The organism is Pseudomonas sp. fls2-241-R2A-110 (assembly GCF_030209165.1).
Taxonomy (GTDB): domain Bacteria; phylum Pseudomonadota; class Gammaproteobacteria; order Pseudomonadales; family Pseudomonadaceae; genus Aquipseudomonas.
This window is the reverse complement of sequence record NZ_JARVSN010000002.1, coordinates 91,220-116,881: the sequence shown is the minus strand read 5'-3', so window position 1 is coordinate 116,881 and position 25,662 is coordinate 91,220. Positions and strand designations below refer to the sequence as shown.

Annotated in this window: 22 protein-coding genes; 14 read left to right on the top strand and 8 right to left on the bottom strand. The window is 60.3% G+C overall.

The window, feature by feature from the left end; genetic code table 11:
* Positions 1-1,638 carry a 5-guanidino-2-oxopentanoate decarboxylase gene (locus QRN31_RS00925; RefSeq protein WP_285429565.1) on the bottom strand — a complete coding sequence of 546 codons (1,638 nt, stop codon included), beginning with the start codon at positions 1,636-1,638 and terminating at the stop codon, positions 1-3.
* Between the two features lie 159 nt (positions 1,639-1,797).
* Between QRN31_RS00925 and QRN31_RS00920 the strand changes: the two genes are divergently transcribed.
* Complete coding sequence (locus QRN31_RS00920; protein WP_285429563.1) at positions 1,798-2,682, top strand: LysR substrate-binding domain-containing protein; 885 nt, start codon at positions 1,798-1,800, stop codon at positions 2,680-2,682.
* Positions 2,683-2,806: 124 nt separating this feature from the next.
* Here the strand turns inward: QRN31_RS00920 and QRN31_RS00915 are convergent, their stop codons facing one another.
* Positions 2,807-3,421 carry an NAD(P)-dependent oxidoreductase gene (locus QRN31_RS00915; RefSeq protein WP_285429562.1) on the bottom strand — a complete coding sequence of 205 codons (615 nt, stop codon included), beginning with the start codon at positions 3,419-3,421 and terminating at the stop codon, positions 2,807-2,809.
* 137 nt (positions 3,422-3,558) lie between these two features.
* Positions 3,559-4,446 carry an MBL fold metallo-hydrolase gene (locus QRN31_RS00910; RefSeq protein WP_285429560.1) on the bottom strand — a complete coding sequence of 296 codons (888 nt, stop codon included), beginning with the start codon at positions 4,444-4,446 and terminating at the stop codon, positions 3,559-3,561.
* 114 nt (positions 4,447-4,560) lie between these two features.
* Between QRN31_RS00910 and QRN31_RS00905 the strand changes: the two genes are divergently transcribed.
* Positions 4,561-5,466: a LysR family transcriptional regulator gene (locus QRN31_RS00905; protein ID WP_285429557.1), complete on the top strand. Its 906-nt coding sequence runs from the start codon at positions 4,561-4,563 to the stop codon at positions 5,464-5,466.
* Between the two features lie 174 nt (positions 5,467-5,640).
* On the top strand, positions 5,641-5,817 hold the full coding sequence (locus QRN31_RS00900; protein WP_167360513.1) for a hypothetical protein: 177 nt from the start codon (positions 5,641-5,643) through the stop codon (positions 5,815-5,817).
* 9 nt (positions 5,818-5,826) lie between these two features.
* Here QRN31_RS00900 and QRN31_RS00895 read toward each other — a convergent pair whose 3' ends face one another.
* Complete coding sequence (locus QRN31_RS00895) at positions 5,827-6,723, bottom strand: helix-turn-helix domain-containing protein (RefSeq protein WP_090187593.1); 897 nt, start codon at positions 6,721-6,723, stop codon at positions 5,827-5,829.
* A 188-nt stretch (positions 6,724-6,911) separates the two neighbouring features.
* Here QRN31_RS00895 and pobA point away from each other — a divergent pair, with 188 nt between their 5' ends.
* Both pobA and QRN31_RS00885 read left to right on the top strand, forming a co-directional pair.
* Complete coding sequence (pobA, locus tag QRN31_RS00890) at positions 6,912-8,096, top strand: 4-hydroxybenzoate 3-monooxygenase (RefSeq protein WP_285429657.1); 1,185 nt, start codon at positions 6,912-6,914, stop codon at positions 8,094-8,096.
* Positions 8,097-8,175: 79 nt separating this feature from the next.
* The gene (locus QRN31_RS00885) at positions 8,176-9,693 is read left to right on the top strand and encodes an MDR family MFS transporter (protein WP_285429554.1); all 1,518 of its coding nucleotides are present in this window, start codon (positions 8,176-8,178) and stop codon (positions 9,691-9,693) included.
* Positions 9,694-9,827: 134 nt separating this feature from the next.
* Here the strand turns inward: QRN31_RS00885 and QRN31_RS00880 are convergent, their stop codons facing one another.
* From QRN31_RS00880 to QRN31_RS00865, 4 genes are all read right to left on the bottom strand, one after another.
* The gene (locus QRN31_RS00880) at positions 9,828-10,676 is read right to left on the bottom strand and encodes a cache domain-containing protein (protein ID WP_285429553.1); all 849 of its coding nucleotides are present in this window, start codon (positions 10,674-10,676) and stop codon (positions 9,828-9,830) included.
* A 123-nt stretch (positions 10,677-10,799) separates the two neighbouring features.
* Positions 10,800-11,675, bottom strand: a complete 876-nt coding sequence (locus QRN31_RS00875) for a coiled-coil domain-containing protein (RefSeq protein ID WP_285429551.1) — start codon at positions 11,673-11,675, stop codon at positions 10,800-10,802.
* A 119-nt stretch (positions 11,676-11,794) separates the two neighbouring features.
* Positions 11,795-12,787 carry an NAD-dependent epimerase/dehydratase family protein gene (locus QRN31_RS00870; protein ID WP_285429550.1) on the bottom strand — a complete coding sequence of 331 codons (993 nt, stop codon included), beginning with the start codon at positions 12,785-12,787 and terminating at the stop codon, positions 11,795-11,797.
* A 61-nt stretch (positions 12,788-12,848) separates the two neighbouring features.
* Complete coding sequence (locus QRN31_RS00865) at positions 12,849-13,742, bottom strand: LysR family transcriptional regulator ArgP (RefSeq protein WP_208669656.1); 894 nt, start codon at positions 13,740-13,742, stop codon at positions 12,849-12,851.
* A 96-nt stretch (positions 13,743-13,838) separates the two neighbouring features.
* Here QRN31_RS00865 and QRN31_RS00860 point away from each other — a divergent pair, with 96 nt between their 5' ends.
* From QRN31_RS00860 to QRN31_RS00820, 9 genes are all read left to right on the top strand, one after another.
* Positions 13,839-14,240: an ACT domain-containing protein gene (locus QRN31_RS00860; RefSeq protein WP_285429547.1), complete on the top strand. Its 402-nt coding sequence runs from the start codon at positions 13,839-13,841 to the stop codon at positions 14,238-14,240.
* A gap of 5 nt (positions 14,241-14,245) precedes the next feature.
* Complete coding sequence (locus QRN31_RS00855; RefSeq protein WP_285429546.1) at positions 14,246-14,848, top strand: LysE/ArgO family amino acid transporter; 603 nt, start codon at positions 14,246-14,248, stop codon at positions 14,846-14,848.
* 176 nt (positions 14,849-15,024) lie between these two features.
* Complete coding sequence (locus QRN31_RS00850; RefSeq protein WP_157713500.1) at positions 15,025-15,621, top strand: superoxide dismutase; 597 nt, start codon at positions 15,025-15,027, stop codon at positions 15,619-15,621.
* Positions 15,622-16,995: 1,374 nt separating this feature from the next.
* Positions 16,996-18,993, top strand: a complete 1,998-nt coding sequence (locus QRN31_RS00845) for a putative bifunctional diguanylate cyclase/phosphodiesterase (RefSeq protein ID WP_502942434.1) — start codon at positions 16,996-16,998, stop codon at positions 18,991-18,993.
* A 198-nt stretch (positions 18,994-19,191) separates the two neighbouring features.
* On the top strand, positions 19,192-20,538 hold the full coding sequence (locus tag QRN31_RS00840; protein ID WP_285429544.1) for an imelysin family protein: 1,347 nt from the start codon (positions 19,192-19,194) through the stop codon (positions 20,536-20,538).
* A gap of 190 nt (positions 20,539-20,728) precedes the next feature.
* Positions 20,729-22,156, top strand: coding sequence for a di-heme oxidoreductase family protein (locus QRN31_RS00835; protein WP_285429543.1), 1,428 nt, complete (start codon positions 20,729-20,731; stop codon positions 22,154-22,156).
* 27 nt (positions 22,157-22,183) lie between these two features.
* Positions 22,184-23,248 carry an imelysin family protein gene (locus QRN31_RS00830; RefSeq protein ID WP_285429541.1) on the top strand — a complete coding sequence of 355 codons (1,065 nt, stop codon included), beginning with the start codon at positions 22,184-22,186 and terminating at the stop codon, positions 23,246-23,248.
* Between the two features lie 14 nt (positions 23,249-23,262).
* Positions 23,263-24,360: a DUF1513 domain-containing protein gene (locus QRN31_RS00825; protein ID WP_285429539.1), complete on the top strand. Its 1,098-nt coding sequence runs from the start codon at positions 23,263-23,265 to the stop codon at positions 24,358-24,360.
* A gap of 150 nt (positions 24,361-24,510) precedes the next feature.
* On the top strand, positions 24,511-25,659 hold the full coding sequence (locus QRN31_RS00820) for an efflux RND transporter periplasmic adaptor subunit (RefSeq protein ID WP_285429537.1): 1,149 nt from the start codon (positions 24,511-24,513) through the stop codon (positions 25,657-25,659).
* Positions 25,660-25,662: the final 3 nt, after the last annotated feature.

Sequence of the window (25,662 nt, the reverse complement as noted above, 5' to 3'; positions counted from 1 at the left end):
TCATTTCGACACCGCCTTCATCCACTGGGTCTGATCGATTTCAATCAGGGTCGGGCCCTGACGATCAGCGGCGTGGCGCAATGCGCTGCGCAGTTTCTCGACACTGTTGACCGCTTCGGCTGCACAGCCCAGCGCCTTGGCGACACCGATGAAGTCCGGGGTATAGATGTCCACGCCCACCGGCTCGATGGCGCGGTTGACCATGTATTTCTTGATCTCTTCGTAGCCCTGGTTATTCCACAGCAGGACGATCACCGGGGTACGCGCTTCAACGGCGCTGGCCAGTTCCGGCAAGGTGAATTGCAGACCGCCGTCGCCGATCAGGCACACCACTGGAGGACGCGAACCGCCCTCGACGCTGCCACCGAGCCAGGCGCCAATGGCCGCAGGCAAGGCGTAACCGAGGGTGCCGTAACCGGTGGACGAGTTGAACCAGCGACGCGGGCGTTCCGGGTTGAAGGTCAGGTTGCCGGTGTAGACCGGTTGGGTCGAGTCACCGACGAAGACTGCGTCTGGCAGTTCGTGCAACACGGTTTCCAGGAAACGGGTCTGGGCCAGGGTCGGCGCATCCCACGTGGCGGCGAGGTCTTCGCGCAGACGTGCAGCACGGACCTGACCCCAATCGTTGCGGCGCTCGGCCAGCGAGTGATGGGACAGCTCGTTCAGCAAGGCCTGGGCGGCGTTGCGCGAGTCCGCCACCAGGGCGACTTTCGGCGGGTAGTTGCGCACGGTCTGGTCCGGGTCGATGTCCACTCGCAGCAGCACGCCAGGAATCTCGAAGCCGCCGGCGAAGGTCACGTCGTAATCGGTCTCGGCAAGCTCAGTGCCGATGGCCAGCACCACGTCGGCCTCGGCTACCAAGGCACGGGTTGCGACCAGGCTTTGGGTCGAGCCGATCAGCAACGGGTGGCCGGATTCGAGCATGCCTTTGGCATTGATGGTCAGGGCCACTGGCGCATCCAGCAGCTCAGCCAGTTCAGTCAGCTCAGCGGCGGCGTCAATGGCGCCACCACCGGCCAGAATCAATGGACGCTTGGCGCCGGCCAGCAGCGCGGTCATGCGAGCAACGGCGCTCGGCGCGGCGCCCGCACGGTCGATGTTCACCGGGAGACTGGCGAGCAAGTCATCGGCTTCTTCAACCAGCACGTCCAACGGAATTTCGATGTGCACTGGACGCGGACGACCGGCCTGGAACAGCGCAAACGCGCGGGCCAGCACGCCTGGCAATTCAGCGGCCGACATCAGGGTGTGGGAGAACGCCGCCACGCCGCCCACCAGGGCGCTCTGGTTCGGCAGCTCGTGCAGCTTGCCGCGACCGCCACCCAACTGGCTGCGCGATTGCACGCTGGAGATCACCAGCATCGGGATCGAGTCGGCGTAAGCCTGGCCCATCGCGGTGGTGATGTTGGTCATGCCAGGGCCGGTGATGATGAAGCACACGCCCGGTTTGCCGCTGGTGCGTGCATAACCGTCGGCCATGAAACCAGCGCCCTGTTCGTGACGCGGAGTGACGTGGTTGATGCTCGAACGGGCCAGGCCGCGGTACAGCTCCACGGTATGAACCCCGGGAATGCCGAACACCTGCTCGACCCCGTAATCTTCGAGTAACTTGACCAATACTTCGCCGCACGTCGCCATGTCATTGCCCTTTTTGTTCGTTTGAGACGCCGGGCCTGCGCAGTGTTTATGATGAGTTGGCAGGTCCAGGGATGGCCTCATTGGAACGGGCGACACATAGCCGCAACAATGGATAAAAAGTCATACTAGCCATGTCCTTACGTCATACCTTGGATCCAAATGAAACGATTGCCCCCCTTGCCGGCGCTGCACACTTTTCTGATCACGGCGCAGTGCTGCAACTTCACCCGCGCCGCCGAACAGCTGTACATCACCCAAGGCGCAGTGAGTCGGCAGATCGCCGGGCTGGAAGAAAACCTGGGTTATGAGCTGTTCATTCGCCAGGCCCGGGGCCTGACCCTGACCGCCGAAGGACGCGAATGGCTGCCACGGGTGCAGCAGATTTTCGGGCTGATCGACGAGGCGGTGGAGCAGATCGGCGAGAAGCGCGAAACCCTGCAACTCAAGGCCCCGACGTGCGTGATGCGCTGGCTGCTGCCGCGTCTGTTGCAGTGGCAGCGAGAGCGTCCGGACGTGCCGGTGGAATTGACCACCACGGTCAAGCACGGCGTGGACTTTCATCGCGAGCAGTTCGATGCGGCGGTGGTGTATGGCGTGCCGCCGGACACTTCACTGGACTCCCATCGACTGTTTGATGAACAACTGACACCGGTCTGTTCCAAACCGCTGCTCGAAGGTCCGGTGCCCCTGCAAAAGCCCGAGGATCTGGAACAGCACATGCTGCTGCACCCGACTCGTGATGAACGGGACTGGAAGGCCTGGCTGACCAGCGCAAATGTTCGCTTGAGCAATGTCGGCAAGGGTCAGCATTTCGAAACGCTGGACCTGGCAATGTCGATGGCGTCCCAGGGGACGGGCGTGGCGATTGGGGATTGGTCGTTGATTGGCGATGACCTGAGTGCCGGGCGGCTGGTCATGCCGTTTGAATTGAAAGTGAAAACCGGGCTGGCGTATTACCTGGTATTCCCCGACAAACCTGGACCTTCGCCGAAATTGCGCGAATTAATGGGGTGGTTGGTGGAGCAGGCTCAGGCGCGGTACTGATCGTTCCCTCGCTGATGATCGTTCCCACGCTCTGCGTGGGAATGCAGCCCGTGACGCTCCGCGTCACTGGACGCGGAGCGTCCCCTGAGGCATTCCCACGCAGAGCGTGGGAACGATCATGAGTTCAATATCCGACAGTGAACCGCTGACGTGAATGCTTCGGTGTTTCCACTTCATCAAGCATCGCAATTGCATAATCGGCAAACGTGATCCAGCTGCGCCCTGCACTGCTCACCAGCAAATCATCCTGGCCGATTCGAAACGCCCCTGTGCGCTCACCTTCGACAAACTCCGCCGACGGCGACAGGAACGTCCAGTCCAGGTCTTTTTCTTCACGCAGGTTTTGCAGGAATTGCGCACCGGCACTGGCCTCAGCCTTGTACTCCGGCGGGAAGCCCTTGCTGTCGATGACGCGAGTGCCGTCTGGCAACAACAACGAACCCGCGCCGCCCACCACCAGCAGACGTTTCACCCCGGCTTTTTTCACCGGCCCGACAACGGCGCTGGCAGGCAGGGTCGCAAAGTGCGCGGCACTGATCACCACGTCATGGCCGGCGATGGCCGCTTGCAAGGCTTGGGCATCAAGCGCATCGACATTCCTGGCGACCACCCCGGCACGCGGGGTGATTTTCGAGGTGTCGCGGGCAATGGCGGTGACGCTGTGACCGCGACGCAGGGCTTCTTCCAGCAGTTGGCTACCGGCGCGACCGGTGGCACCAATGATTGCAATCTTGCTCATGACGTTCTCCAGTTGGCTTGGTTGTACCCGATAGATCGTTCCCACGCTCTGCGTGGGAATGCCTCAAGGGACGCTCCGCGTCCAGTGACGCGGAGCGTCACGGGCTGCATTCCCACGCAGAGCGTGGGAACGATCACTCATTCACCCCACTTCATCTCGCCCTTGGCGACTTTGGCGCTCAGCTCCAGCGAGCTTTCTTCACCCAGTGTCGGGAAGCGTTTTTTCATCGCGCTGATCAATGCAGCGGAGTCCTTGGCCTTGGCGGTTTCTTCGTCGAAGGCCTTGATGTAATCGGCGGTGAACTTCACGGCCGCCAGCGAGCGCTTGCTCTCACCGAGGTAGTGACCCGGCACGATGGTGTTCGGCTTGAGGGTTTCGATGGCCTTCAGCGTAGTCAACCAATCGGCGTGGGACTGCGCGGTCTGGGTGTCTGCCATCCACACATGAATGTTTTCGGCGACGACCACGCCACCGACCACAGCCTTGATCGACGGGATCCAGACGAAAGTGCGATCCGGCTGCTTGCCGTCCAGGCCCACCAACTGCAACTTCTGCCCTTCGAGCATCAGGCTGTCGCCCTTGAGCACGCCCGGCACGAGGGTCTTGGCAGGCACGTCGGCGCCCATTTTCGGGCCCCAGAACGCCAGCTTGCCGTCGACGGTTTTCTTGATGTGATCCACGGTTGGCTGCGAAGCCAGCACTTTGGCGTTCGGGAAGGCGGCGGTCAGGGTGTCGAGGCCGAAGTAGTAATCCGGGTCACCGTGGCTGATGTAGATGGTGGTCAGCTGTTTGCCGCTGGCGCGGATTTTTTCCACCACCTGTTCGGCCTGAGACTTGCCGAACTGCGCGTCCACCAAAATGGCTTCTTTCTCGCCGCTGACCAGCACCGAGGTCACTGGGAAGATCGCTTTCTCACCCGGGTTGTAGACGTCCAGGGTCAGGGTCGACGCCGCGGCGGCGTGGGCCGCGAAACCCAGGGTGGCGGTGGCCAGCAAAATACGCTTGAGAGAGGTAAAGCCGATCATCTGTTGCTCCGTGATCCGAATGCCGTGTTTGGCGATGGGACAGAGCTTAGTTGCGTCACTCAGTACAAAAAATGCGATGCTTGAACATAGTTTGTTTCTAAAATCGGGCAAATCATGGATCGTCTTCAAGCAATGCGCGTGTTCGTCACGGTGGTTGACCTGGGCAGCCAATCGGCTGCCGCCGATCATCTGGACCTGTCACGGCCGGTCGTGTCGCGTTATCTGGCGGAATTGGAAGATTGGGTCGGCGCACGCTTGATGCACCGCACCACGCGCAAATTGAGCCTGACCGCTGCCGGCAGCGAAATCCTGCCGCGCTGCCGGCAGATGCTCGACCTGTCCACCGACATGCAAGCCGCCATCAGCGAGCCGGATGAAGCGCCACGCGGCCTGTTGCGGATCAGCGTCAGCACCTCGTTCGGCCAGGCACAACTGGCGGATGCAATAGCGGCGTATGTCCAACGCTACCCCGGCGTCAGCATCGACCTGCAGATGCTCGACCGTACCGTGAACCTGGTGGATGAGCGCATCGACCTGGCCATCCGCACCAGCAACGACCTGGACCCGAACCTGATCGCCCGGCGGTTGACGGTCTGCCGCTCGGTGATCTGCGCCTCCCCCGCTTACCTCGGCCAACACCCGACGCCGCAACGGGTCGAGGACTTGAGTCAGCACAACTGCCTGACGCACTCCTACTTCGGCAAAAGCCTCTGGCATTTCGAGCAGGACGGGGAACCGGTGTCAGTGCCTGTACAGGGCAACATCTGCGCCAACGAAGCCAGCACGCTGTTGCGCCTCACCCTCGCCGGAGCTGGCGTGGCGATGCTGCCGACGTATCAGGCAGGTGTGAATATCCACAGCGGCGAACTGGTGCGACTGCTGCCCCATGCCGAGCCGAGGCAGATGAATATCTATGCGGTGTACGCTTCGCGCAAGCACATGCCGGCGGCGCTGCGCAGCCTGCTGGATTTTCTGGTGCTCAGATTTCCGCAAGAGCCGGCGTGGGATATCGGCCTGTAACCGGATCAAAACTGTGGGAGCGAGCTTGCTCGCGATAACGGTCTGATATTCGACATCTCTGGTGACTGACACTGCGCCATCGCGAGAAAGCTCGCTCCCACAGGGCTGGCAACTCAGCGGCACTGACCTATGCTCAAAGTAATACCCAAGGGTATTCGTTCAGAGGTCAACGCCATGAACACCAGAACAAGAAGATACCTCGCCATTTTCATCACCTGCGCGGCAACGCTGGCGCTGTATGGCACCGCCGCCTGGCGCGTAGAGCAGTTGCGGCAACTGCCCCGCGACTATGCGAGCTGTAACTTCGAGCGCTGCATCCCCCACAACGCGACCCTCAACGCCCTTCGGTGACGAAAGCGGTCAGGCCTCGTTGTCCTGATCGGCCTTCAAGCGGTCGCGGAATGCCTTGGGCGAGATCCCCACGCGACGTCGGAACAGACGCGTGAAGTTGGTCGGATCGGAAAACCCCAACACATCAGACATTTCGTAAATGGTCATGCTGGTGTAGGTCAGCAAACGCTTGGCCTCCAGCAACTGACGCTCGTGCATGATCTGCAACGCCGGTTGCCCCGCCAGCTCTCGGCAGGTCCCGTTGAGGTGAGACACGGAAATCCCCAGCCGATGCGCCAGGTCCTCGACCTTGACGTGCTGACGGTAAGTTTCTTCCACCAGTTGAATAAAGCCGTTTAGGTATTCCCGGGCTCGTTGCGGACGCTGGCTGGCGTTGCGACGCGAAATCACTTGGCGACTGACCCAGACCATGATCACGCTGACCAGTGAATGCATCAGCATCTCGCGTGCCGGTTGGTGGCCGGTGTATTCCTCCTGCAGCGCCGAAAACAGGCTGTTGAGGTAGTCGCTGTCCTTGCCCGCCGGATAACTTTCGGCTTGGGTCAGCGTGCTCACCGAACTACCCAACTGCGCCTGAAGATGGGCCACCAACGGCGCGGCCAATGTCACGACAAATCCTTCGACGTCCTCGGAAAAACGATAACCGTGCACCGATAACGGCGGCAAAACCAGAACGGTCGGCTCAGTCAGTTGCGTGCGTTTGCCTTCGATTTCAAGCTCTGCCTGACCTTTGAAAACGAAGAGAAACTGGCACAAATCGGCGTGACGATGGGGTTTGATTTCCCATTGATGTTCGCGGCTGCGTTTGGAAATGGTTTCACAGTGCAGCAAGTCGGGGGTCGGCCAGTCCAGGCTTTCACCGTAGAGCTTGAACACTGGAATCGAAGGCAGGTCAGGCTTGTTCATCACTTCAATCCAGGCCTCAGAGGTTTACGGGCGATAATCGCACCGATTGGCAGAATGTACAGGTATCGGCTCACTTTTCACCTTCAATTGACAGACCCGCAAGGGAAAAATGCAAGCACTCGATCCATAAAAATCATTCACCGGCCTGGGCCATGTGAAGCTTGCGAGTCATAAAAACAATGAAAACGCTGAAAACCCAAATCGCCATCATCGGCGCCGGCCCCGCCGGTTTATTGCTCGGCCAATTGCTGCACAACGCCGGCATCGACACCCTTATTCTCGAACGCCAGAGCGCGGATTATGTGCTCGGACGAATCCGCGCCGGGGTCCTTGAACAAGGCATGGTAGAGCTGTTGCGTGAGGCCGGCGTAGGACAGCGCATGGATGCCGAAGGGTTGGTCCACGGGGGGTTCGAACTGGCCCTCGACGGCCGTCGGGTCCACATCGATCTACACGCCCTGACCGCTGGCAAAACTGTGATGATTTATGGTCAGACCGAGGTCACCCGCGACCTCATGGCCGCTCGTCGGGAGGCTGGTGCGCAGACGATTTACCAAGCCGCCAACGTCGTACCGCACGGGATGAAAACCGCCGAACCGTTTGTGACGTTTGAAAAGGATGGCGAAACCTATCGCCTCGATTGCGACTACATCGCCGGTTGCGACGGATTTCATGGCGTGGCCCGGCAGTCAATTCCCAGTGATTGCCTGAACGTCTTCGAGCGGGTTTATCCGTTCGGCTGGCTCGGCATCCTGGCCGATACGCCGCCGGTCCATGAAGAGCTGGTCTACGCCCGCCACGCGCGCGGGTTTGCCTTGTGCAGCATGCGCTCGGCCACCCGCACGCGTTATTACCTTCAAGTGCCGGCTGACGCAAAGGTCGAGGACTGGTCGGATCAGCGCTTCTGGGATGAGCTTAAAACGCGCCTGCCCTCTGCGTTGGCCAACACCTTGGTGACCGGGCCGTCCATCGAAAAAAGCATCGCACCGCTGCGCAGTTTTGTGGTTGAACCGATGCAGTACGGGCGAATGTTCCTGGTCGGCGACGCCGCGCATATCGTCCCGCCCACCGGCGCCAAAGGCCTGAACCTGGCGGCGAGCGACGTCAGCACCTTGTTCAAGATCTTGCTCAAGGTCTATCGCGAGGGACGCCTGGATTTGCTGGAGAAGTATTCCGAAATCTGCCTGCGCCGGGTGTGGAAAGCCGAACGCTTCTCGTGGTGGATGACCTCGATGCTGCACCGCTTTGACGACCACGACGCGTTCAGCCAGCGCATCAGCGAGTCGGAGCTGAATTACTTCGTCGACTCCGAGGCCGGTCGCAAAACCATTGCAGAAAATTACGTCGGCCTTCCTTATGAGGCTATCGAATAGCCTGCTACCGACTTACACTGGCGAGTGTCCCCGCTCGCCTTGCCCTTGCGGGTCAATCACTGCCCGCAGGCCTTTACCCGTGACCAATCTAAACCAGCCTGAAACGCCTAAACCAGCCATCCGCAGCGTGTTGATCGCCCTGATGCTGGCGATTTTCCTCGGCGCGCTGGACCAAACCATCGTCGCCGTTTCGATGCCGGCCATTTCTGCGCAATTCAAGGACGTCAGCCTGCTGGCCTGGGTGATCTCCGGCTACATGGTGGCGATGACCGTGGCGGTGCCGATCTACGGCAAGCTCGGCGATTTGTATGGCCGGCGTAAGCTGATGCTCTTCGGCATGGGCCTGTTCACGATCGCATCGCTATTTTGCGGCATGGCCCAAAGCATGGAGCAACTGGTGCTGGCGCGGATTCTCCAGGGCATCGGCGCGGGCGGGATGATTTCGGTCAGCCAGGCGATCATCGGCGACATCATCCCGCCCCGCGAACGCGGTCGTTATCAGGGGTATTTCAGCAGCATGTACGCGGTGGCCAGCGTCGCCGGCCCGGTGCTGGGCGGTTACATGACCGAGTATTTGTCCTGGCGCTGGGTGTTTCTGATCAACCTGCCCCTGGGTCTCGGTGCCTGGCTGGTGGCCAATCGCACGTTGGTCGGGCTGCCGGTTCCGCAACGCAAACCGATCATCGATTACCTCGGCACCTTGCTGATGATCATCGGCTTGACCGCTTTGTTGCTGGGCATCACTCAGGTCGGGCAAGGCCATTCCTGGCGCAGTGCCGAAGTGTTGAGCCTGCTGGTGTGTGCGGTGTTGGTGCTGGCGTTGTTTGTCTGGCATGAACGCCGGGCGCGTGAGCCGTTGTTGCCGATGCATCTGTTCGCCAACCGCAATGCGCTCCTGTGCTGGTGCACGATTTTCTTCACCAGTTTCCAGGCCATCTCGCTGATCGTGCTGATGCCGCTGCGCTTTCAAAGCGTCACGGGCGCCGGGGCCGACAGCGCCGCGTTGCATCTGTTGCCGCTGGCCATGGGCTTGCCGATTGGCGCGTATTTCGCCGGGCGTCGCACGTCGGTGACCGGGCGCTACAAACCGATGATTCTGACCGGGGCGGTGCTGATGCCGATCTCGATTCTCGGCATGGCCTTCAGCCCGCCGCAGGCTTTTCTGTTGAGCAGTCTGTTTATGTTGCTCAGCGGGATCGCCAGCGGCATGCAATTCCCGACGTCATTGGTCGGCACACAGAACTCGGTGGACCAGCGCGATATCGGCGTCGCGACCAGCACCACCAACCTGTTTCGTTCACTGGGTGGCGCGGTGGGTGTGGCATTGATGTCGGCGTTGCTGCTGGCGTTGTTGCAGGATTCGAGTTTTGCCCACCTGGCCGGCTCGTCGATGATTGCCGAGGGCCGCTCGGGCAATGTGTTGCTCGATGGTTTGAATGCCGCACCCGGCGATGCGCAGAATGCCCTGCGCGCGGAGCTGCTGCTGACTTTCCGGCATTTGCTGATGGTCAGTGCGGCGGTATCGCTGCTGGGGCTGGCGGCGGCGATTGTGATGCCGAATATGTTGTTGCGGGGGCGGGAAGACAAGGTTCGATAGTGGGACCGAGTCGTGGCCATCGCGAGCAAGCTCGCTCCCACATTTGATCTATGTCATACACAAAATATGTGAACGCCGAAGATCCACTGTGGGAGCGAGCTTGCTCGCGATAGCGGCCTGTCAGTCACCGTGATTCAAGGGCTGTAATACCCGACCGCCACCAGGAAATGCCCGACCTTTTTCAGGTACGCATGCTTGTCTTCAATCTTGCCAGTCACCGGGTTTTTCCAGCGGTATTCGTATTCGCCGTCATCCTGCTTGGCAATCAACCCCAGGATCGGCTCGCCCACCGGTTTGCCTTCCGGGTCCTTGATCTTGCCGAAGTCTGTGTTGATCAGCCGCAGGTTGGTGCCGTGTGCGACGTAGCGCTGGGTGTTGAGGTCGACGACAAACACATACAGGTCATCCTGCAAGTAACCGCCCTTGAGGGAGTTGATCGCGCTCAGCGTGCCCTTCTCGTCCTTGGCCAGATCGGTCGCTGCTTTGTTCAGCAAGGCCATCGCCTGTTCCGCTGAGGCACGTGGCAGGTAATAACCTACTGCCAGAATCCGCTGGCCAACGCGCTGGTAGAACACGTGCTTGCGTTCGACCTTGCCGTCGGACCAGTTCTGCCAGCGATACTCCGCCTGTTGGATGCCATTGCCTTCCGGCACGCTCAAGGCGTCCTTGAACGCTTTCTGCAACTCCGGCCCGAGGGTTTCGGACACATCACGCCCGATCAATGCCGAAGACGGCCAACCGCTGGCGAGCATCACGCCTTTGGTGTCGACCACGAACACGTAGCGATCCTTGTCGACAAATTCGCCCTGACGACTGAAAGCGGCGAACGCCTTGTCGCCATTGTCGTGGTAGTAAGCCAGGGCTTTTTCCAGCAAGGCCTTGGCGGCCTGACCGTCGTCCTTTTGTGCCGTGGCGGCATGAACCTGCCCCAGGCACAGCAACAGCATCGCGCCCAGCCCCGCCAACTTGTGCAGAACCCCCATTGTCCATCCCCCGTTCTTGTCAGTGTTTCAAGAGCGTAGTCGGCAATGGGATATGTATGAATATTCAGCGAATCGCAGTGTGTAAGGAAATCATTCCCGGACGGCCCGGGAATGATTCAGGCCTCACTGCCGGGCGCGCAGCTGCTGTTGCAGATTCTGGATCTGCGCCTGGAGCGTGTTGATGTTGCGGGTGGTCTGGCCGCGGAAGGCGTCGAACTCGGCGATATTGGTGGCGCCTTGCGCAACGGCCGGGCGGTTGTCCTGCTCGCTTTTGAGCACGATCATTTCTTGTTCCAGACGCTCGATGGCGGCGCTCGGGTTGCCTTGTTTCTTCAGTGCAACGATGTCGGCACCCAGGCTTTTGAGCTGTGCGTCGAATTTGCTGGTGTCGTCCGAGGCGCTTTTCAGCGCGGCCAAATCGCTACTCAACGCTTTGACCTGCGCCTGCAATTGCGTATTGGCGGTCTGGTGCTCGGTGTTCTGAGCGGTCATTTGCGCCAGGCGTTTGTCCAGATCGGCGGTTTGCGCGCTCATCTGCGCCAGGCGTTTGTCCAGCTCCGAGGTCTGGCCGACAACGCCTTGCTGCTGTTGGCTCTGGTCCTGGAGTTTGCTTTCCAGTTGCTTGATTTGCAGTTTCAAGGCTTCGCTGTCGCTGTTGACGTTGGTCTGGCTGGCGACCACCTTGCCGGAAATATCCTGCAAGCGCCCCGCCGCTTCTTCACTGATGCGCGCGAAACTTTCCTGGGTCGCGACCAGTTGCTGTTCCATCAGCGAAATCTGCTGGAAGCTCCACCAGGCAAGGCCTGCAAAGGCAAAGAACAGTGCGCCGACCAAAGCCCACAACGGGCCGGTGCTGGCGCTTTTGACTTTGACGACAGGCACCGGCCGCGAGTGCACGGAGGTGCGCGCAGTGGTGGGAAAATCATCGTCATCGAGGACGTCGGCACGCAGGCTTGGGACATCGTCGAAGTCGTCGTTGGCATCGTTACGCATGGACATTGAGTCAACCTTTGTGGAACGCGGTGATGGCTTTATGCGGCGAGTATAAACCCCACTGCCGACCGATTGACCCTCAACCACAAACTCGGTTCAGTGCTGGCAGACGGGCAACCGGACAGTCAGCGAAGGTCCTGAGCCTTCCACCAGGCGCAGAACTCGTCGAGGGCCGCCCAGAGACTGACCTTCGGATCGTAGTCCAGATAATGCCGGGCGCGACTGATGTCCAGGGTGAAATTTTTGTTCATGACTTGCATGCCCAGTCGCGACAGCGTCGGCTCGGGACGGCCCGGCCACAGCTTGCACGCCCCTTCGTTGAGCGCGGCAACGCTATAGGCCAATCCATAGGAACGGTAGCGCGTCACTTGTGGGACATCCATCTTGCGCATGACGTAGTTGACCACATCCCACAACGGCACCGGCGCCCCGTTGCTGATGTTGTAGACCTTGCCCAAGGCCGAACCACTGGCCAGCAAACTGCTGAGCAATGCTTCGTTAAGGTTGTGCACGCTGGTGAAATCGACTTTGTTCAGGCCGTTGCCGATGATCGCCAACCGCCCCTTGCGCTGCATCTTCAGCAGGCGCGGGAAGATGCTCATGTCACCGGCCCCGGTCACGAAACGCGGGCGCAGAGCGATGGTTTCGAGACCGAATTCCTGGGCGCCAAAGACCTTCTGCTCGGCCAGAAACTTGGTGGCCGCGTAAGGGTGCTTGAAGCGTTTAGGCACCTGTTCTTCGGTCAGCCCCAGATGATCGCGGCCATCGAAGTAGATCGACGGCGACGACAAATGCACCAGACGCCGAACGCGCTGCTTCAGACAGGCCTCGACCACGTTTTCGGTGACCTGCACGTTGCCTTGATGAAAGTCCTGATAACGCCCCCACAACCCGACCGCGCCAGCGCAATGGACCACGGCTTCGACATCTGAACACAGCTCGCGCGCCAGTTCCGGGTCGCTCAAGTCGCCCTGGATAAACTCGGCGCCACGGCGCACCAGGTGTTCAACGCTTTCGGCCCGGCGACCGTTGACCCGCACGTCCAGGCCTTGCTCCAGGGCGAAACGCGCAAAGCGTCCGCCAATGAAGCCGCTTGCGCCGGTGACCAGAATTTTCATGTAGAGCTCCGATGTCTTTCGTTTTGCGTAATGCGTAATGCGTGAGTCTTGACGCTGCCCGTCAACCCAACGGCACCAGCCATTGCTTCGACGAACGTACCAATTGATCGGTCAACAACCCCAGAAGCTGACCGCCATTGCGCCAATGATGCCAGTACAGCGGCACATCGATGGGCTTATCTGGCAAAAGCTCGACCAAAACACCGCGTTCCAGTTGCTCGCGCACCTGCAATTCCGGCACCAGGCCCCAGCCGAGACCGGCCTCGGTCAGGCGGATGAAGCCTTCGGATGAGGGGCATAAATGGTGTTCGAAACCACCTTCGACACCCAACGAAGCAAGGTAGCGATGCTGCAGGAAATCGTCCGGTCCGAAGACCAGCGCAGGGGTTTTCGCCAGCAGATCAGCACGAACCCCTTCAGGAAAGTGCCGCGCAATAAACGCCGGGCTGGCCAACGCCCGATAACGCATGGCGCCCAATAACACGCTGCGCGCACCGGCCACCGGCCGTTCGCTGGCGCAAATGCACGCGGCCACTTCGCCCGCGCGCATGCGTTTGAGGCCGACCGTCTGGTCTTCGACGACCAAATCCAGCAGCAAGTGCTGCTCGGCACAGAAGTCACTGACGGCAGCGGCCCACCACGTGGCGAGGCTGTCAGCGTTCAAGGCGATTCGCAGGCGTTCCGGCAGACCTTCTTCGTCCAGCGCCGGGACCAGCGTCTGCAGATCCCGCTCAAGCAAACGCACTTGCTGGACATGGTTAAGCAGCCGCCGACCAATCTCGGTCGGCGCCGGCGGGGTGATCCGCACCAACACCGGCTGGCCGACTCGCGCCTCCAGCAGTTTGATCCGTTGGGAAATCGCCGACTGCGACAACCCCAGCACCTGCGCGGCGCGCTCAAATCCAGCCTGCTCGACCACGGCGGCCAAGGCGGAAAGCAATTTATAGTCGAACATCAGTTTTCCTAATGAGCGATCAGCATGATTGGTTTTTCTTATACAGGTTAGCAGCGGAGAATGCCCGGCAAGCACTCTTTCACAAGGAACATCGACATGGCTGGCGAAACTTCATTGGCCACCTTGCTGCGCAGCATGAGCCCGCAACTCAACGACGGCGAATACGTGTTTTGCACCCTGCGCGACAGCACGTTGCCGGCGGGACTTGAGATCATCGGCAGCTTCCGCGAGCAGGAAGGCCTGACGGTGATTCTGGAACGTTCCCATGCTGAACAGGCAGGGTTCAACTTCGACTATGTCGCGGCCTGGATCACCTTGAACGTGCACTCGGCCCTCGAAGCCGTTGGCCTGACGGCCGCGTTCGCCACGGCACTGGGCCAGGCCGGCATCAGTTGCAACGTGATCGCTGGCTATTACCACGACCATTTATTTGTCGGCCAGGCCGACGCCCAACGCGCCTTGCAAGTGCTGCGCGACCTGGCAGCCAACGCGGAGTAAAACCTATGTGGCAAAGTTATGTGAACGGCCTGTTGGTGGCCGCCGGATTGATCATGGCCATCGGCACCCAAAATGCGTTTGTCCTGGCGCAAAGCCTTCGCCGCGAACATCACCTGCCGGTGGCGGCGCTTTGTGTTGCGTGCGATGCATTGTTGGTCGCCGCGGGCGTATTCGGCCTGGCAACCGTACTGGCGCAAAACCCGACCCTGTTGGCAGTCGCCCGTTGGGGTGGCGCTGTTTTTCTGATCTGGTATGGCAGTCAGGCGCTGCGTCGGGCCTGTTCGAAACAAAGCCTGCAACAAGGTGAACATCAAACTGTTCGCTCACTGCGCGCGGTGATGCTCAGCGCCCTGGCGGTGACCTTGCTCAACCCGCACGTTTATCTGGATACGGTGTTGTTGATCGGCTCCCTCGGCGCCCAACAAACCGAGCCCGGCGCCTATGTCGTCGGCGCGGCCAGTGCGTCGTTGCTGTGGTTCTTCACCCTGGCCCTCGGCGCCGCCTGGTTGGCGCCGTGGCTGGCACGGCCCAGTACCTGGCGGATTCTCGATCTGCTGGTGGCGGTGATGATGTTTGCCGTGGCCTTTCAATTAATCGTCACCCCCTGATTATTCCAAAAGGCTCTGGAACCTCTATTCCACACAGTTGTTGCGTGGTTATGCCGAACCCCCGGTGCTATGATCCGATCCGATGCGCCGCAAAGAGTACAAACTCCCCGGCGCTTGTCTGGCCGCCCGTGATCGGCCTTGCGCTCACCGCAACTGACCTGATTAGGAGAATCATCATGGCTTTCGAATTGCCGCCGCTGCCTTACGCACACGATGCCCTGCAGCCGCACATTTCCAAGGAAACTCTGGAATACCACCACGACAAGCACCACAACACCTACGTCGTGAACCTGAACAACCTGGTGCCAGGCACCGAGTTCGAAGGCAAGACCCTGGAACAAATCGTCAAGACTTCCTCGGGCGGCATCTTCAACAACGCCGCTCAGGTCTGGAACCACACGTTCTACTGGAACTGCCTGGCGCCAAACGCCGGCGGTCAACCAACCGGCGCACTGGCTGAAGCGATCAACGCAGCCTTCGGTTCGTTCGACAAGTTCAAAGAAGAATTCAGCAAAACCTCGATCGGCACCTTCGGTTCCGGCTGGGGCTGGCTGGTGAAAAAGGCTGACGGTTCCCTGGCCCTGGCCAGCACCATCGGCGCCGGCAACCCGCTGACCAACGGCGACACCCCGCTGCTGACCTGCGACGTCTGGGAACACGCTTACTACATCGACTACCGCAACCTTCGTCCGAAATACGTCGAAGCGTTCTGGAACCTGGTCAACTGGAAATTCGTGGCTGAGCAGTTCGAAGGCAAAACCTTCACCGCTTAAGATCGACGCCAGTCAAAAAAACCCGGCTTTATGCCGGGTTTTTTATGGCCTGGAAAAAGTCAGGCCGCTTGCGAATCGACATTATCCAACGCCCGGTGCACCGCCAACTCCAAAGTGGTGGCAGCTATGTGCAGGGTGAGAAAACCGGGAACAGAGAACCGGCCGGACCGAAGTCCGCCCGCACACAGCCGCCATAGAGCATTGCAGGCAGCGAATAGCTCGCGGTAATTATGGTGATGCTGGCGCTAGATTCAGACATATCCGTTCCAGGTTCTCACACCCGGTCGCTGAGGTTTCAGCGACAGCCAGAGGTTAGAGACACGGCTTCCTACCCGGCAACCTGAAAAATGCGTGGGAAAGTGCTGTGTTTCTTACACATCGCTCAACACAAAAATGGAACGCGGAGCGTCCCTGGCTGCATTCCCACGCGGAGCGTAGGGAACGATCAATGGGCAACAGGAAGAGAATGGTCGGTTGGCAGGGCGCCATCGCTGGCAGGCCAGCTCCCACAGGGCTCGGTGTACATCTGCAAGAGATTGGTCGGTTGACAGGCCGCCATCGCGAGCAAGCTCGCTCCCACAGGGTTCGATGTGCGCCTGCAAGAGACTGGTTGGCTGTCAGGCCGCCATCGCTGGCAGGCCAGCTCCCACAGTGGACCGGGTACACCTGCAAGAGATTGGTCGGCTGGCAGGCCAGCTCCCACAATAGACCGGTGTCTACCGTCCGCTCTTCACCACTCAATAGGCCGAGCGGTAGCTCGCCTGCTTTTGATCTTGATCCACCCGCCCCTTCGGCAGGCTGAGTGGAGGCGTTTATCTGGGGGGGCAGGCGCGTAGCGCCGTGCGGCGAAGCCGCACACATCGAGAGGAGGTCGTCGCGAAGCAGACCGTAGGCGATGCCCCCAGATGAATGCCGGAACGAAGGAACACCGAGCCTAAGCGAGGGGCCGAACGCCGGGGCAAGCCTTTTTGGGTACTTTTTTGGCGTTTGAAAAAAGTGCCTCGCCGTAAGGGCGAAACCGCCAGCCGCCATTACCGCAGCAACGGATATGTACCCAGTCAACCCAAAACATGGTCGGCCCCTTGCCCCAACGCCATACCCGTCTACCATCAACCAAGAAGAAAAAAGACCTCAATCCCGCTCAAGTTGAAGGCCCCAACAACCGACACAGTACAAATAGGGCAAAGACTCAAAACAACAGCAAATCGTCCAAGCCCACAGACAACTCCCTTGTGATTGAATGTCCCTTTGACTGCCGTCACAGGATTGCCAATACTCATGGCAACTTGATGCTACCCGCACGGAACAAGGAATAACCCTTTGAAGCTGGAACTCAAGAACAGCTTGTCGGTGAAGTTGCTCCGGGTCGTACTCATGTCGGCATTGATCGTCGGCGTAATCTTGAGCTGCGCCCAAATCGTGTTCGATGCCTATAAAACACGCCAGGCCGTGGCCAACGATGCCCAACGCATCCTCGACATGTTCCGCGACCCTTCCACCCAGGCCGTCTACAGCCTGGACCGGGAAATGGGCATGCAGGTCATCGAAGGCCTGTTCCAGGACGACGCCGTGCGCCAAGCCTCCATCGGCCATCCCAACGAAGCCATGCTCGCGCAAAAATCCCGCGAACTGCAGCATTCGCACAGTCGCTGGCTGACCGACCTGATCCTCGGCAACGAACGCACCTTCACCACCCAACTCGTCGGCCGCGGCCCCTATAGCGAATATTACGGCGACCTGAGCATCACCCTCGACACCGCCACCTACGGCCAGGGGTTTATCGTCAGCTCGGTGATCATCTTCATTTCCGGCGTACTGCGCGCCCTGGCCATGGGCCTGGTGCTGTACCTGGTCTACCACTGGCTGCTGACCAAACCGCTGTCACGGATCATCGAGCACCTGACCGAAATCAACCCGGACCGCCCCAGCGAACACAAGATTCCGCAGCTCAAAGGGCACGAAAAGAACGAACTGGGGATCTGGATCAACACCGCCAACCAGTTGCTCGAATCCATCGAACGCAACACCCACCTGCGTCACGAGGCGGAAAACAGCCTGTTGCGCATGGCCCAGTACGACTTCCTCACCGGTTTGCCGAACCGCCAGCAATTGCAGCAGCAACTGGACAAGATCCTGGTCGACGCCGGCAAATTGCAACGTCGGGTTGCGGTGCTGGTGGTAGGCCTGGACGATTTCAAAGGCATCAACGAACAGTTCAGTTATCAGACCGGCGACCAATTGTTGCTGGCCCTGGCTGATCGTCTGCGGGCTCACAGCGGTCGTCTTGGCGCCCTCGCCCGCCTGGGTGGCGACCAGTTCGCCCTGGTCCAGGCCGATATCGAACAACCTTACGAAGCCGCCGAACTGGCGCAAAGCATTCTCGATGACCTGGAAGCGGCCTTCGCCCTTGATCATCAGGAAATCCGCCTGCGCGCCACCATCGGCATCACCCTGTTCCCCGAGGACGGTGACAGCACCGAGAAGCTGCTGCAAAAAGCCGAGCAGACCATGACCCTGGCCAAAGCCCGCTCGCGCAACCGCTATCAGTTCTACATCGCCAGCGTCGACACCGAAATGCGCCGACGTCGCGAGCTGGAAAAAGACCTGCGCGACGCCCTCGCGCGCGAGCAGTTCTACCTCGTCTACCAACCGCAGATCAGCTACCGCGATCATCGGGTGGTGGGCGTCGAAGCGCTGATACGCTGGCAGCATCCCGAGCATGGCCTGGTACCGCCGGACCTGTTCATCCCGCTGGCCGAGCAGAACGGCACCATCATTGCCATTGGCGAATGGGTGCTGGATCAAGCGTGCAAACAACTGCGCGATTGGCACGATCAGGGCTTCCCGGATTTGCGCATGGCGGTGAACCTGTCCACCGTGCAGTTGCACCACGCCGAGCTGCCGCGGGTGGTCAACAATCTGTTGCAAATGTACCGCCTGCCGCCGCGCAGCCTGGAACTGGAAGTGACCGAAACCGGCCTGATGGAAGACATCAGCACCGCCGCCCAACACTTGCTGAGCCTGCGTCGCTCCGGCGCACTGATCGCCATCGACGACTTCGGCACCGGTTATTCATCACTGAGCTATCTCAAAAGCCTGCCGCTGGACAAGATCAAGATCGACAAGAGCTTCGTCCAGGACCTGCTCGATGACGACGATGATGCAACCATCGTTCGGGCGATCATCCAGCTGGGCAAGAGTCTGGGCATGCAGGTGATTGCCGAAGGCGTGGAAACCGCCGAGCAAGAGGCCTACATCATTTCCGAAGGCTGCCATGAAGGTCAGGGCTACCACTACAGCAAGCCACTGCCGGCACGGGAATTGAGCGCTTACCTCAGGCAGGCGCAACGCAGCAATGCGGCCATTATGTAAAAAGATCCCAGCCTCGTTTCACTCGACAGTGCCAACGGACTGAAACGAGGCTGCGATCTTTTGATCCATGAACAACACCTGTCTGAATAAGAAATATTTCCAACCGCACCCTTTACACATAATGCGAAAGATTTGCATTATGTCGCAGCTTTGCGCGCTTGCTGCGCCATTCCACCCTCTCGAAGCAGGATGTTCGCCATGATTCGTATGCCTCTGGCTACCGCCAGTCTGTTGGCCATCGCTATTTCCCTCGCCGGTTGTGGCGAAGGCAAAGACAAGACCGCCGCGGCGCCTGCGCCAACGCCGTCTGCCAGCACTGCGGCACCCGCTGCCGCCCCGGCAGCCGCCAGTAAAGTCGACGAAGCCGCCGCCAAAGCCGTTGTCGCGCATTACGCCGACATGGTCTTCGCCGTTTACAGCGATGCCGAATCCACTGCGAAAACCCTGCAAACCGCCGTAGACGCCTTCCTCGCCAAGCCGAACGCCGACACCCTCAAAGCCGCCAGGGCTGCCTGGGTCGCTGCCCGCGTTCCGTACCTGCAGAGCGAAGTATTCCGCTTCGGCAACACCATCATCGACGACTGGGAAGGTCAGGTGAATTCCTGGCCACTGGACGAAGGCCTGATCGACTATGTCGACAAGTCCTACGAACACGCACTGGGTAACCCGGGCGCCACGGCCAACATTATCGCCAACACTGAAGTTCAGGTCGGCGAAGACAAGGTCGATGTCAAAGACATCACCCCTGAAAAACTCGCCAGCCTCAACGAGCTGGGCGGTTCGGAAGCCAACGTTGCCACCGGCTACCACGCCATCGAATTCCTGCTGTGGGGCCAGGACCTGAACGGCACCGGACCTGGCGCCGGCAACCGCCCGGCCTCCGACTACCTGGAAGGCAATGGTGCCACCGGCGGCCACAACGATCGTCGCCGCGCTTACCTGAAGGCCGTGACCCAATTGCTGGTCAGCGACCTGGAAGAAATGGTCGGCAACTGGAAGCCGAACGTGGCCGACAACTACCGCGCCACCCTGGAAGCCGAACCGGTTGATACAGGCCTGCGCAAAATGCTGTTCGGCATGGGCAGCCTGTCCCTGGGCGAACTGGCCGGCGAACGCATGAAGGTTTCCCTGGAAGCCAACTCCCCGGAAGACGAACAGGATTGCTTCAGCGACAACACCCACAACTCGCACTTCTACGATGCCAAGGGCATTCGTAATGTGTACCTGGGCGAATACACCCGCGTCGACGGCACTAAAATGACCGGCGCTAGCCTGTCGTCCCTGGTAGCCAAGGCCGACCCGGCTGCCGACGCCACGTTGAAAGCTGACCTGGCCGCAACCGAAGCCAAGATCCAGGTCATGGTCGATCACGCCAACAAGGGTGAGCACTACGACCAACTGATCGCTGCCGGCAACACCGCCGGTAACCAGATCGTGCGCGACGCGATTGCTTCGCTGGTCAAGCAGACCGGTTCGATCGAAGCCGCCGCCGGCAAGCTGGGCATCAGCGACCTGAACCCGGACAACGCTGATCACGAGTTCTGATCAACGCTGGCTGAACAAAAAAGGCGACCTTCGGGTCGCCTTTTTCATGCCTGCCAACCACCGATCCATTGTGGGAGTGTTAGCCCAATAATTCTTGCCCCACATCAAGTAAACGATAATTCCTCTTATTCAAACTCCCGTGCCCTGTTAGACTTTGCGCCCTTGTTTTGCTCGTCTTGCAGGATGTCTGATGCCCTCGCTGCTTCTTCGCTTGTCCGCACTGTTGCTGGCCCTGGGCCTGAGTGCCTGCGATGACGCCCCGCGTTTTACCAAGGCCGAACCCGGTGAATCCCGGTCCGGTGGCGCAGCGACCGTGCGCAAGACCGATCAGAACGCCTTTTCCCTGCCCTCTGCCAACCTGCCGCCGTCACGGCGCGTGGATTTCAGTGTCGGCAACAGTTTCTTCCGCAGCCCCTGGGTGATCGCTCCGTCGACCACGACCGCCCGCGACGGCCTCGGCCCGTTGTTCAACACCAACGCCTGCCAGAACTGCCATATCAAGGATGGCCGCGGTCATCCGCCGACACCCGATGCGCCAAATGCGGTGTCGATGCTGGTGCGTTTGTCGATCCCCGACGCGCCGGCCTACGCCAAGGTCATCGAGCAATTGGGTGTGGTTCCGGAGCCGGTCTACGGAGGTCAGCTCCAGGACATGGCCGTGCCGGGCGTGGCGCCGGAAGGCAAAGTACGTGTTGATTACACATCGGTCCCGGTGCGTTTCAAGGACGGCACCGAAGTCGAATTGCGCAAGCCGAGCCTGAACATTTCCCAGTTGGGCTATGGCCCGATGCACCCCGACACCCGATTCTCGGCCAGGGTCGCGCCACCGATGATCGGCCTGGGCTTGCTCGAAGCCATTCCCGACGAGGCGATCCTGGCCAACGCCGAAGCCCAGGCCAAGGACAAAAACGGCATCGCCGGACGCCCGAACCGGGTCTGGGATGACGCGCAACAAAAAACCGTCCTCGGTCGATTTGGCTGGAAGGCCGGACAACCGAACCTGAATCAACAAAACGTCCACGCGTTTTCCGGTGACATGGGCCTGACCACAAGCCTGAGGCCCATCGACGACTGCACCGATGCGCAAACCGCCTGCAAGCAGGCCCCCAACGGCAATGGCCCGGACGGTGAGCCGGAAGTCAGCGATAACATCCTGCGCCTGGTGCTGTTCTACAGCCGCAACCTTGCCGTACCGGCACGTCGCGATGTCAACGCGCCCGAAGTGCTGGCCGGCAAGAACCTGTTTTTCCAGGCCGGATGCCAGTCCTGTCACACGCCCAAATACACCACCGCCGCCAACGCCGCCGAACCTGAACTGGCCAATCAAGTGATTCGCCCATACAGCGATCTGCTGCTGCACGACATGGGCGACGGTCTGGCGGACAACCGCAGCGAATTCCAGGCCAGTGGCCGTGACTGGCGCACCCCGCCGTTGTGGGGCATCGGCCTGACGCAGGCGGTCAGTGGCCATACCCAGTTCCTGCATGACGGCCGCGCCCGCAACCTGCTCGAAGCCGTGCTCTGGCATGGCGGCGAAGCCCAGGCGGCGCAGCAACAGGTTTTGTCTTTCAATGCCGAGCAGCGCGCTGCGTTGCTGGCGTTTTTGAATTCTCTTTGAACACTGATCAAGAATCGGGAGCCCGACATGTTCCGTCCCAAGTTGTTATTCACCAGCCTTGCAGCGCTAGCCTTGGGCGCCTGTTCGCCACAGGACCCACAAGCTGTCACCTCCGCGGCGATTGCCAAGTCAGTGATCCTGCCGACCTACACGCGCTGGGTTGAAGCCGACCGCCAATTGGCCGTCAGCGCCCTCGCCTACTGCGAAGGCAAGGAAAACCTCGACACCGCCCGCGCCGACTTCCTGCATGCGCAGAAAGCCTGGGCCGAACTGCAACCACTGCTGATCGGGCCGCTGGCCGAGGGCAATCGCGCCTGGCAGGTGCAGTTCTGGCCGGACAAGAAAAACCTTGTGGGCCGTCAGGTCGAACAACTGGTCACCGCGCAGCCGCAGATCGATGCCGCTGCGCTGGCCAAGTCCAGCGTCGTGGTGCAGGGCCTTTCCGCCTACGAATACATCCTGTTCGACAGCAAGCCGGACGTGGCCAATGAAGCGCAGAAAGCCAGGTATTGCCCGCTGTTGAAGGCAATTGGCGAGCGGCAGAAACAGCTGGCCGAAGAGATCCTGAAAACCTGGAACAACACCGACGGCATGCTCGCGCAATTGAGCAAATTCCCGAACCAGCGCTACGCCGATTCCCACGAAGCCATCGCCGATCTGCTGCGTGTGCAGGTCACCGCCCTCGACACCCTGAAGAAAAAACTCGGCACGCCGATGGGCCGCCAGACCAAGGGCGTGCCACAACCGTTCCAGGCCGATGCATGGCGCAGCCAGTCATCCCTGACGGGCATGGAAGCCAGCCTCGCCGCCGCCAGAACGGTGTGGGAAGGCGTCGACAACAAAGGCCTTCGCGGTCTGTTGCCGAGCGAGCAGAAGCCGTTGGCCGACAAGATCGATGCCGCTTACGCAGCCTCCCTGAAACTGTTCGCCAGCAACCAGCGTTCGCTCACCGAAATGCTCAACGATGACGCCGGGCGCCAGCAACTCAACGACCTTTACGACAGCCTCAACGTCGTCCATCGCTTGCACGAAGGCGAACTGGCCAAGGCGCTGGGCATTCAACTGGGCTTCAACGCCAACGACGGTGACTGATGAGGGCGAGTGCCATGCTGCGACGTCAGGCTCTGACTTTAGGTAGTTTGCTGCTGGGAGCAGTGACACTGGGCGGCTGGACGCTGTTCAAGCAAAAGGACAAAAGCCCGCTGCTGCTCTCGGCACGGGACGATACCGACGGCCAGCACTACGCCGTCGGTTATCGGCTGGACGGCACCCGGGTGTTCGCCACCCGGGTCGGCCAGCGTTGCCACGACATCATTAACCACCCGACGCTGCCGATCGCACTGTTCGTCGCCCGGCGTCCGGGCACCGAGAGTTACCTGATCGACCTGCGCGACGGCACGCTGCTGCAAACCGTGGTCTCGCAGCCGAACCGGCATTTCTATGGTCATGCGGTGATTCACAAGAGCGGTGACTGGCTGTACGCCACCGAAAACGACACCTCCGATCCGGGTCGCGGATTACTGGGTGTGTATAAGTTCGAGGGCGAACGACTGGTGCACAGTGGCGAGATTTCGACCCATGGCATCGGTCCGCATCAGGTGTCGTGGATGCCCGATGGCGAGACGCTGGTGGTGGCCAACGGCGGCATTCGCACCGAGGCTGAAAGCCGGGTCGAGATGAACCTCAACGCCATGGAACCGAGCCTGGTGCTGATGCAACGCGACGGTACGCTGTTGAGCAAGGAAACCCTCGCCCAGCCAATGAACAGCGTGCGTCATCTGGGGGTCGCCAGCGACGGCACCATCGTCGCCGGTCAGCAATTCATGGGGCCGTCCCACGAGTCTTCAGAATTGCTGGCGATCAAGCGTCCCGGCCAACCCTTCGTGGCGTTCCCGGTGCCTGAGCATCAGTTGCAGGCGATGGGGCATTACACCGCCAGCGTCGCGGTACACAGTGAGTTGCGGCTGGTCGCCTTGACCGCGCCGCGTGGTAACCGCTTCTTTATCTGGGACATGGACAGCGGCGAAGTGCGCCTGGACGCGCCGCTTCCTGATTGTGCCGGGGTGGGTGCCGTGGCGGATGGATTTGTCGTGACCTCAGGTCAGGGCCGCTGCCGGTTCTACGATTGCCGTCAGACAGATTGGGTTGCAAAACCACTGGAGCTTCCCGCCGGGCTTTGGGACAACCACCTACACCTCATCTAAACACGATCTCCTGTAGCCGCAGGCGCAGCCTTCGGCAGCGGCTACAGGGCGTGACGCTGTCTGTCTGTAAGTTCTACCAGTTGGAAACCCCCTCCGACTCGGGGTAATGTGCCGAACTGTCTCACCTGATTTCTCCAAGGAACTGGAACTATGCTGCGTCGCCGCATGCTGATCATGTTGGGTGTTGTTCTGCTGATCGTGCTGGTCCTGGCCGCTTACAAAGCTTTCTCCATCTACACGATGATTCAAGGCTTTTCCGCACCGAGACCGCCGATCAGCGTCGCCGTGGCCACCGCGACCGAGCAGCCGTGGCAAGCGCGCCTGCCCACGGTTGGCACGCTGAAGGCGCTGCAAGGGGTCGACCTCAGCCTTGAAACTGCCGGCACCGTCACGGATGTGCAGTTCCAGTCAGGGCAGAGGGTCAAGGCCGGTCAACCGATCGTGCAGCTCGACAGCGATGTGGAAAAGGCGTTGCTGGAAACCGCAATGGCGGACCTCGGGTTGTCGACAGTCAATTACAACCGCGGCAGCCAACTGGTGGGTAGCCAGGCCATCTCCAAAGGTGAGTTCGACCGACTCTCGGCGATCATGAAAAAGGATCAGGCCACGGTCAACCAGCTCAAGGCTTCGCTTGCGAAAAAGCGCATTCTCGCCCCGTTCAGCGGCACCATCGGTATTCGTCAGGTCGATGTCGGCGACTATGTCGCCAGCGGCACGATGATCGCTACGCTGCAGGACCTCAGCAGCCTCTATGTCGATTTCTTCGTGCCCGAGCAGTCAATACCGAAGATCGGCATCGGCCAGTCGGTGCAGGTCATCGTCGCGGCGTATCCGAAAGAAACCTTCCCCGGCACCATCAGTGCGATCAACCCGAAAGTCGAAAACACCACCCGTAATGTGCAGGTCCGCGCGACCCTGGCCAACCCCGATGGCAAATTGCTGCCGGGCATGTTCGCCAGCCTGCAGGTGTTGTTGCCCGACCCGCAGCCGCGCATCGTCGTACCGGAAAGCGCGATTACCTACACCCTCTACGGCAACTCGCTGTACGTGGTGGCGCAGAAAAAAGCCGAAGACGGCAGCGTCGTAAAAGATGACAAGGGGCAACCCGTCCTGATCGCGGAGCGGCGTTTCATCGAAACCGGCGAGCGTCGCGACGGGCGAGTGATGATTACCAAGGGCGTGCAGAACGGCGAAAAAGTGGTCACGGCCGGTCAGATCAAACTGGACAACGGCGCCCACATTGCCATCAGCGACGACAAGACTCTAGCCGAGAAGAACAGCCCGCCGCGCGCGGACTGATCA

What these genes read in the sequence shown, in the direction of transcription:
- QRN31_RS00925 (WP_285429565.1), bottom strand. Translation starts at nt 1,638, where the DNA reads ATGGCGACGTGCGGCGAAGTATTGGTCAAGTTACTCGAAGATTACGGG.
- QRN31_RS00920 (WP_285429563.1), top strand. Translation starts at nt 1,798, where the DNA reads ATGAAACGATTGCCCCCCTTGCCGGCGCTGCACACTTTTCTGATCACG.
- QRN31_RS00915 (WP_285429562.1), bottom strand. Translation starts at nt 3,421, where the DNA reads ATGAGCAAGATTGCAATCATTGGTGCCACCGGTCGCGCCGGTAGCCAA.
- QRN31_RS00910 (WP_285429560.1), bottom strand. Translation starts at nt 4,446, where the DNA reads ATGATCGGCTTTACCTCTCTCAAGCGTATTTTGCTGGCCACCGCCACC.
- QRN31_RS00905 (WP_285429557.1), top strand. Translation starts at nt 4,561, where the DNA reads ATGGATCGTCTTCAAGCAATGCGCGTGTTCGTCACGGTGGTTGACCTG.
- QRN31_RS00900 (WP_167360513.1), top strand. Translation starts at nt 5,641, where the DNA reads ATGAACACCAGAACAAGAAGATACCTCGCCATTTTCATCACCTGCGCG.
- QRN31_RS00895 (WP_090187593.1), bottom strand. Translation starts at nt 6,723, where the DNA reads ATGAACAAGCCTGACCTGCCTTCGATTCCAGTGTTCAAGCTCTACGGT.
- QRN31_RS00880 (WP_285429553.1), bottom strand. Translation starts at nt 10,676, where the DNA reads ATGGGGGTTCTGCACAAGTTGGCGGGGCTGGGCGCGATGCTGTTGCTG.
- QRN31_RS00875 (WP_285429551.1), bottom strand. Translation starts at nt 11,675, where the DNA reads ATGTCCATGCGTAACGATGCCAACGACGACTTCGACGATGTCCCAAGC.
- QRN31_RS00870 (WP_285429550.1), bottom strand. Translation starts at nt 12,787, where the DNA reads ATGAAAATTCTGGTCACCGGCGCAAGCGGCTTCATTGGCGGACGCTTT.
- QRN31_RS00865 (WP_208669656.1), bottom strand. Translation starts at nt 13,742, where the DNA reads ATGTTCGACTATAAATTGCTTTCCGCCTTGGCCGCCGTGGTCGAGCAG.
- QRN31_RS00860 (WP_285429547.1), top strand. Translation starts at nt 13,839, where the DNA reads ATGGCTGGCGAAACTTCATTGGCCACCTTGCTGCGCAGCATGAGCCCG.
- QRN31_RS00855 (WP_285429546.1), top strand. Translation starts at nt 14,246, where the DNA reads ATGTGGCAAAGTTATGTGAACGGCCTGTTGGTGGCCGCCGGATTGATC.
- QRN31_RS00850 (WP_157713500.1), top strand. Translation starts at nt 15,025, where the DNA reads ATGGCTTTCGAATTGCCGCCGCTGCCTTACGCACACGATGCCCTGCAG.
- QRN31_RS00845 (WP_502942434.1), top strand. Translation starts at nt 16,996, where the DNA reads ATGTCGGCATTGATCGTCGGCGTAATCTTGAGCTGCGCCCAAATCGTG.
- QRN31_RS00840 (WP_285429544.1), top strand. Translation starts at nt 19,192, where the DNA reads ATGATTCGTATGCCTCTGGCTACCGCCAGTCTGTTGGCCATCGCTATT.
- QRN31_RS00835 (WP_285429543.1), top strand. Translation starts at nt 20,729, where the DNA reads ATGCCCTCGCTGCTTCTTCGCTTGTCCGCACTGTTGCTGGCCCTGGGC.
- QRN31_RS00830 (WP_285429541.1), top strand. Translation starts at nt 22,184, where the DNA reads ATGTTCCGTCCCAAGTTGTTATTCACCAGCCTTGCAGCGCTAGCCTTG.
- QRN31_RS00825 (WP_285429539.1), top strand. Translation starts at nt 23,263, where the DNA reads ATGCTGCGACGTCAGGCTCTGACTTTAGGTAGTTTGCTGCTGGGAGCA.
- QRN31_RS00820 (WP_285429537.1), top strand. Translation starts at nt 24,511, where the DNA reads ATGCTGCGTCGCCGCATGCTGATCATGTTGGGTGTTGTTCTGCTGATC.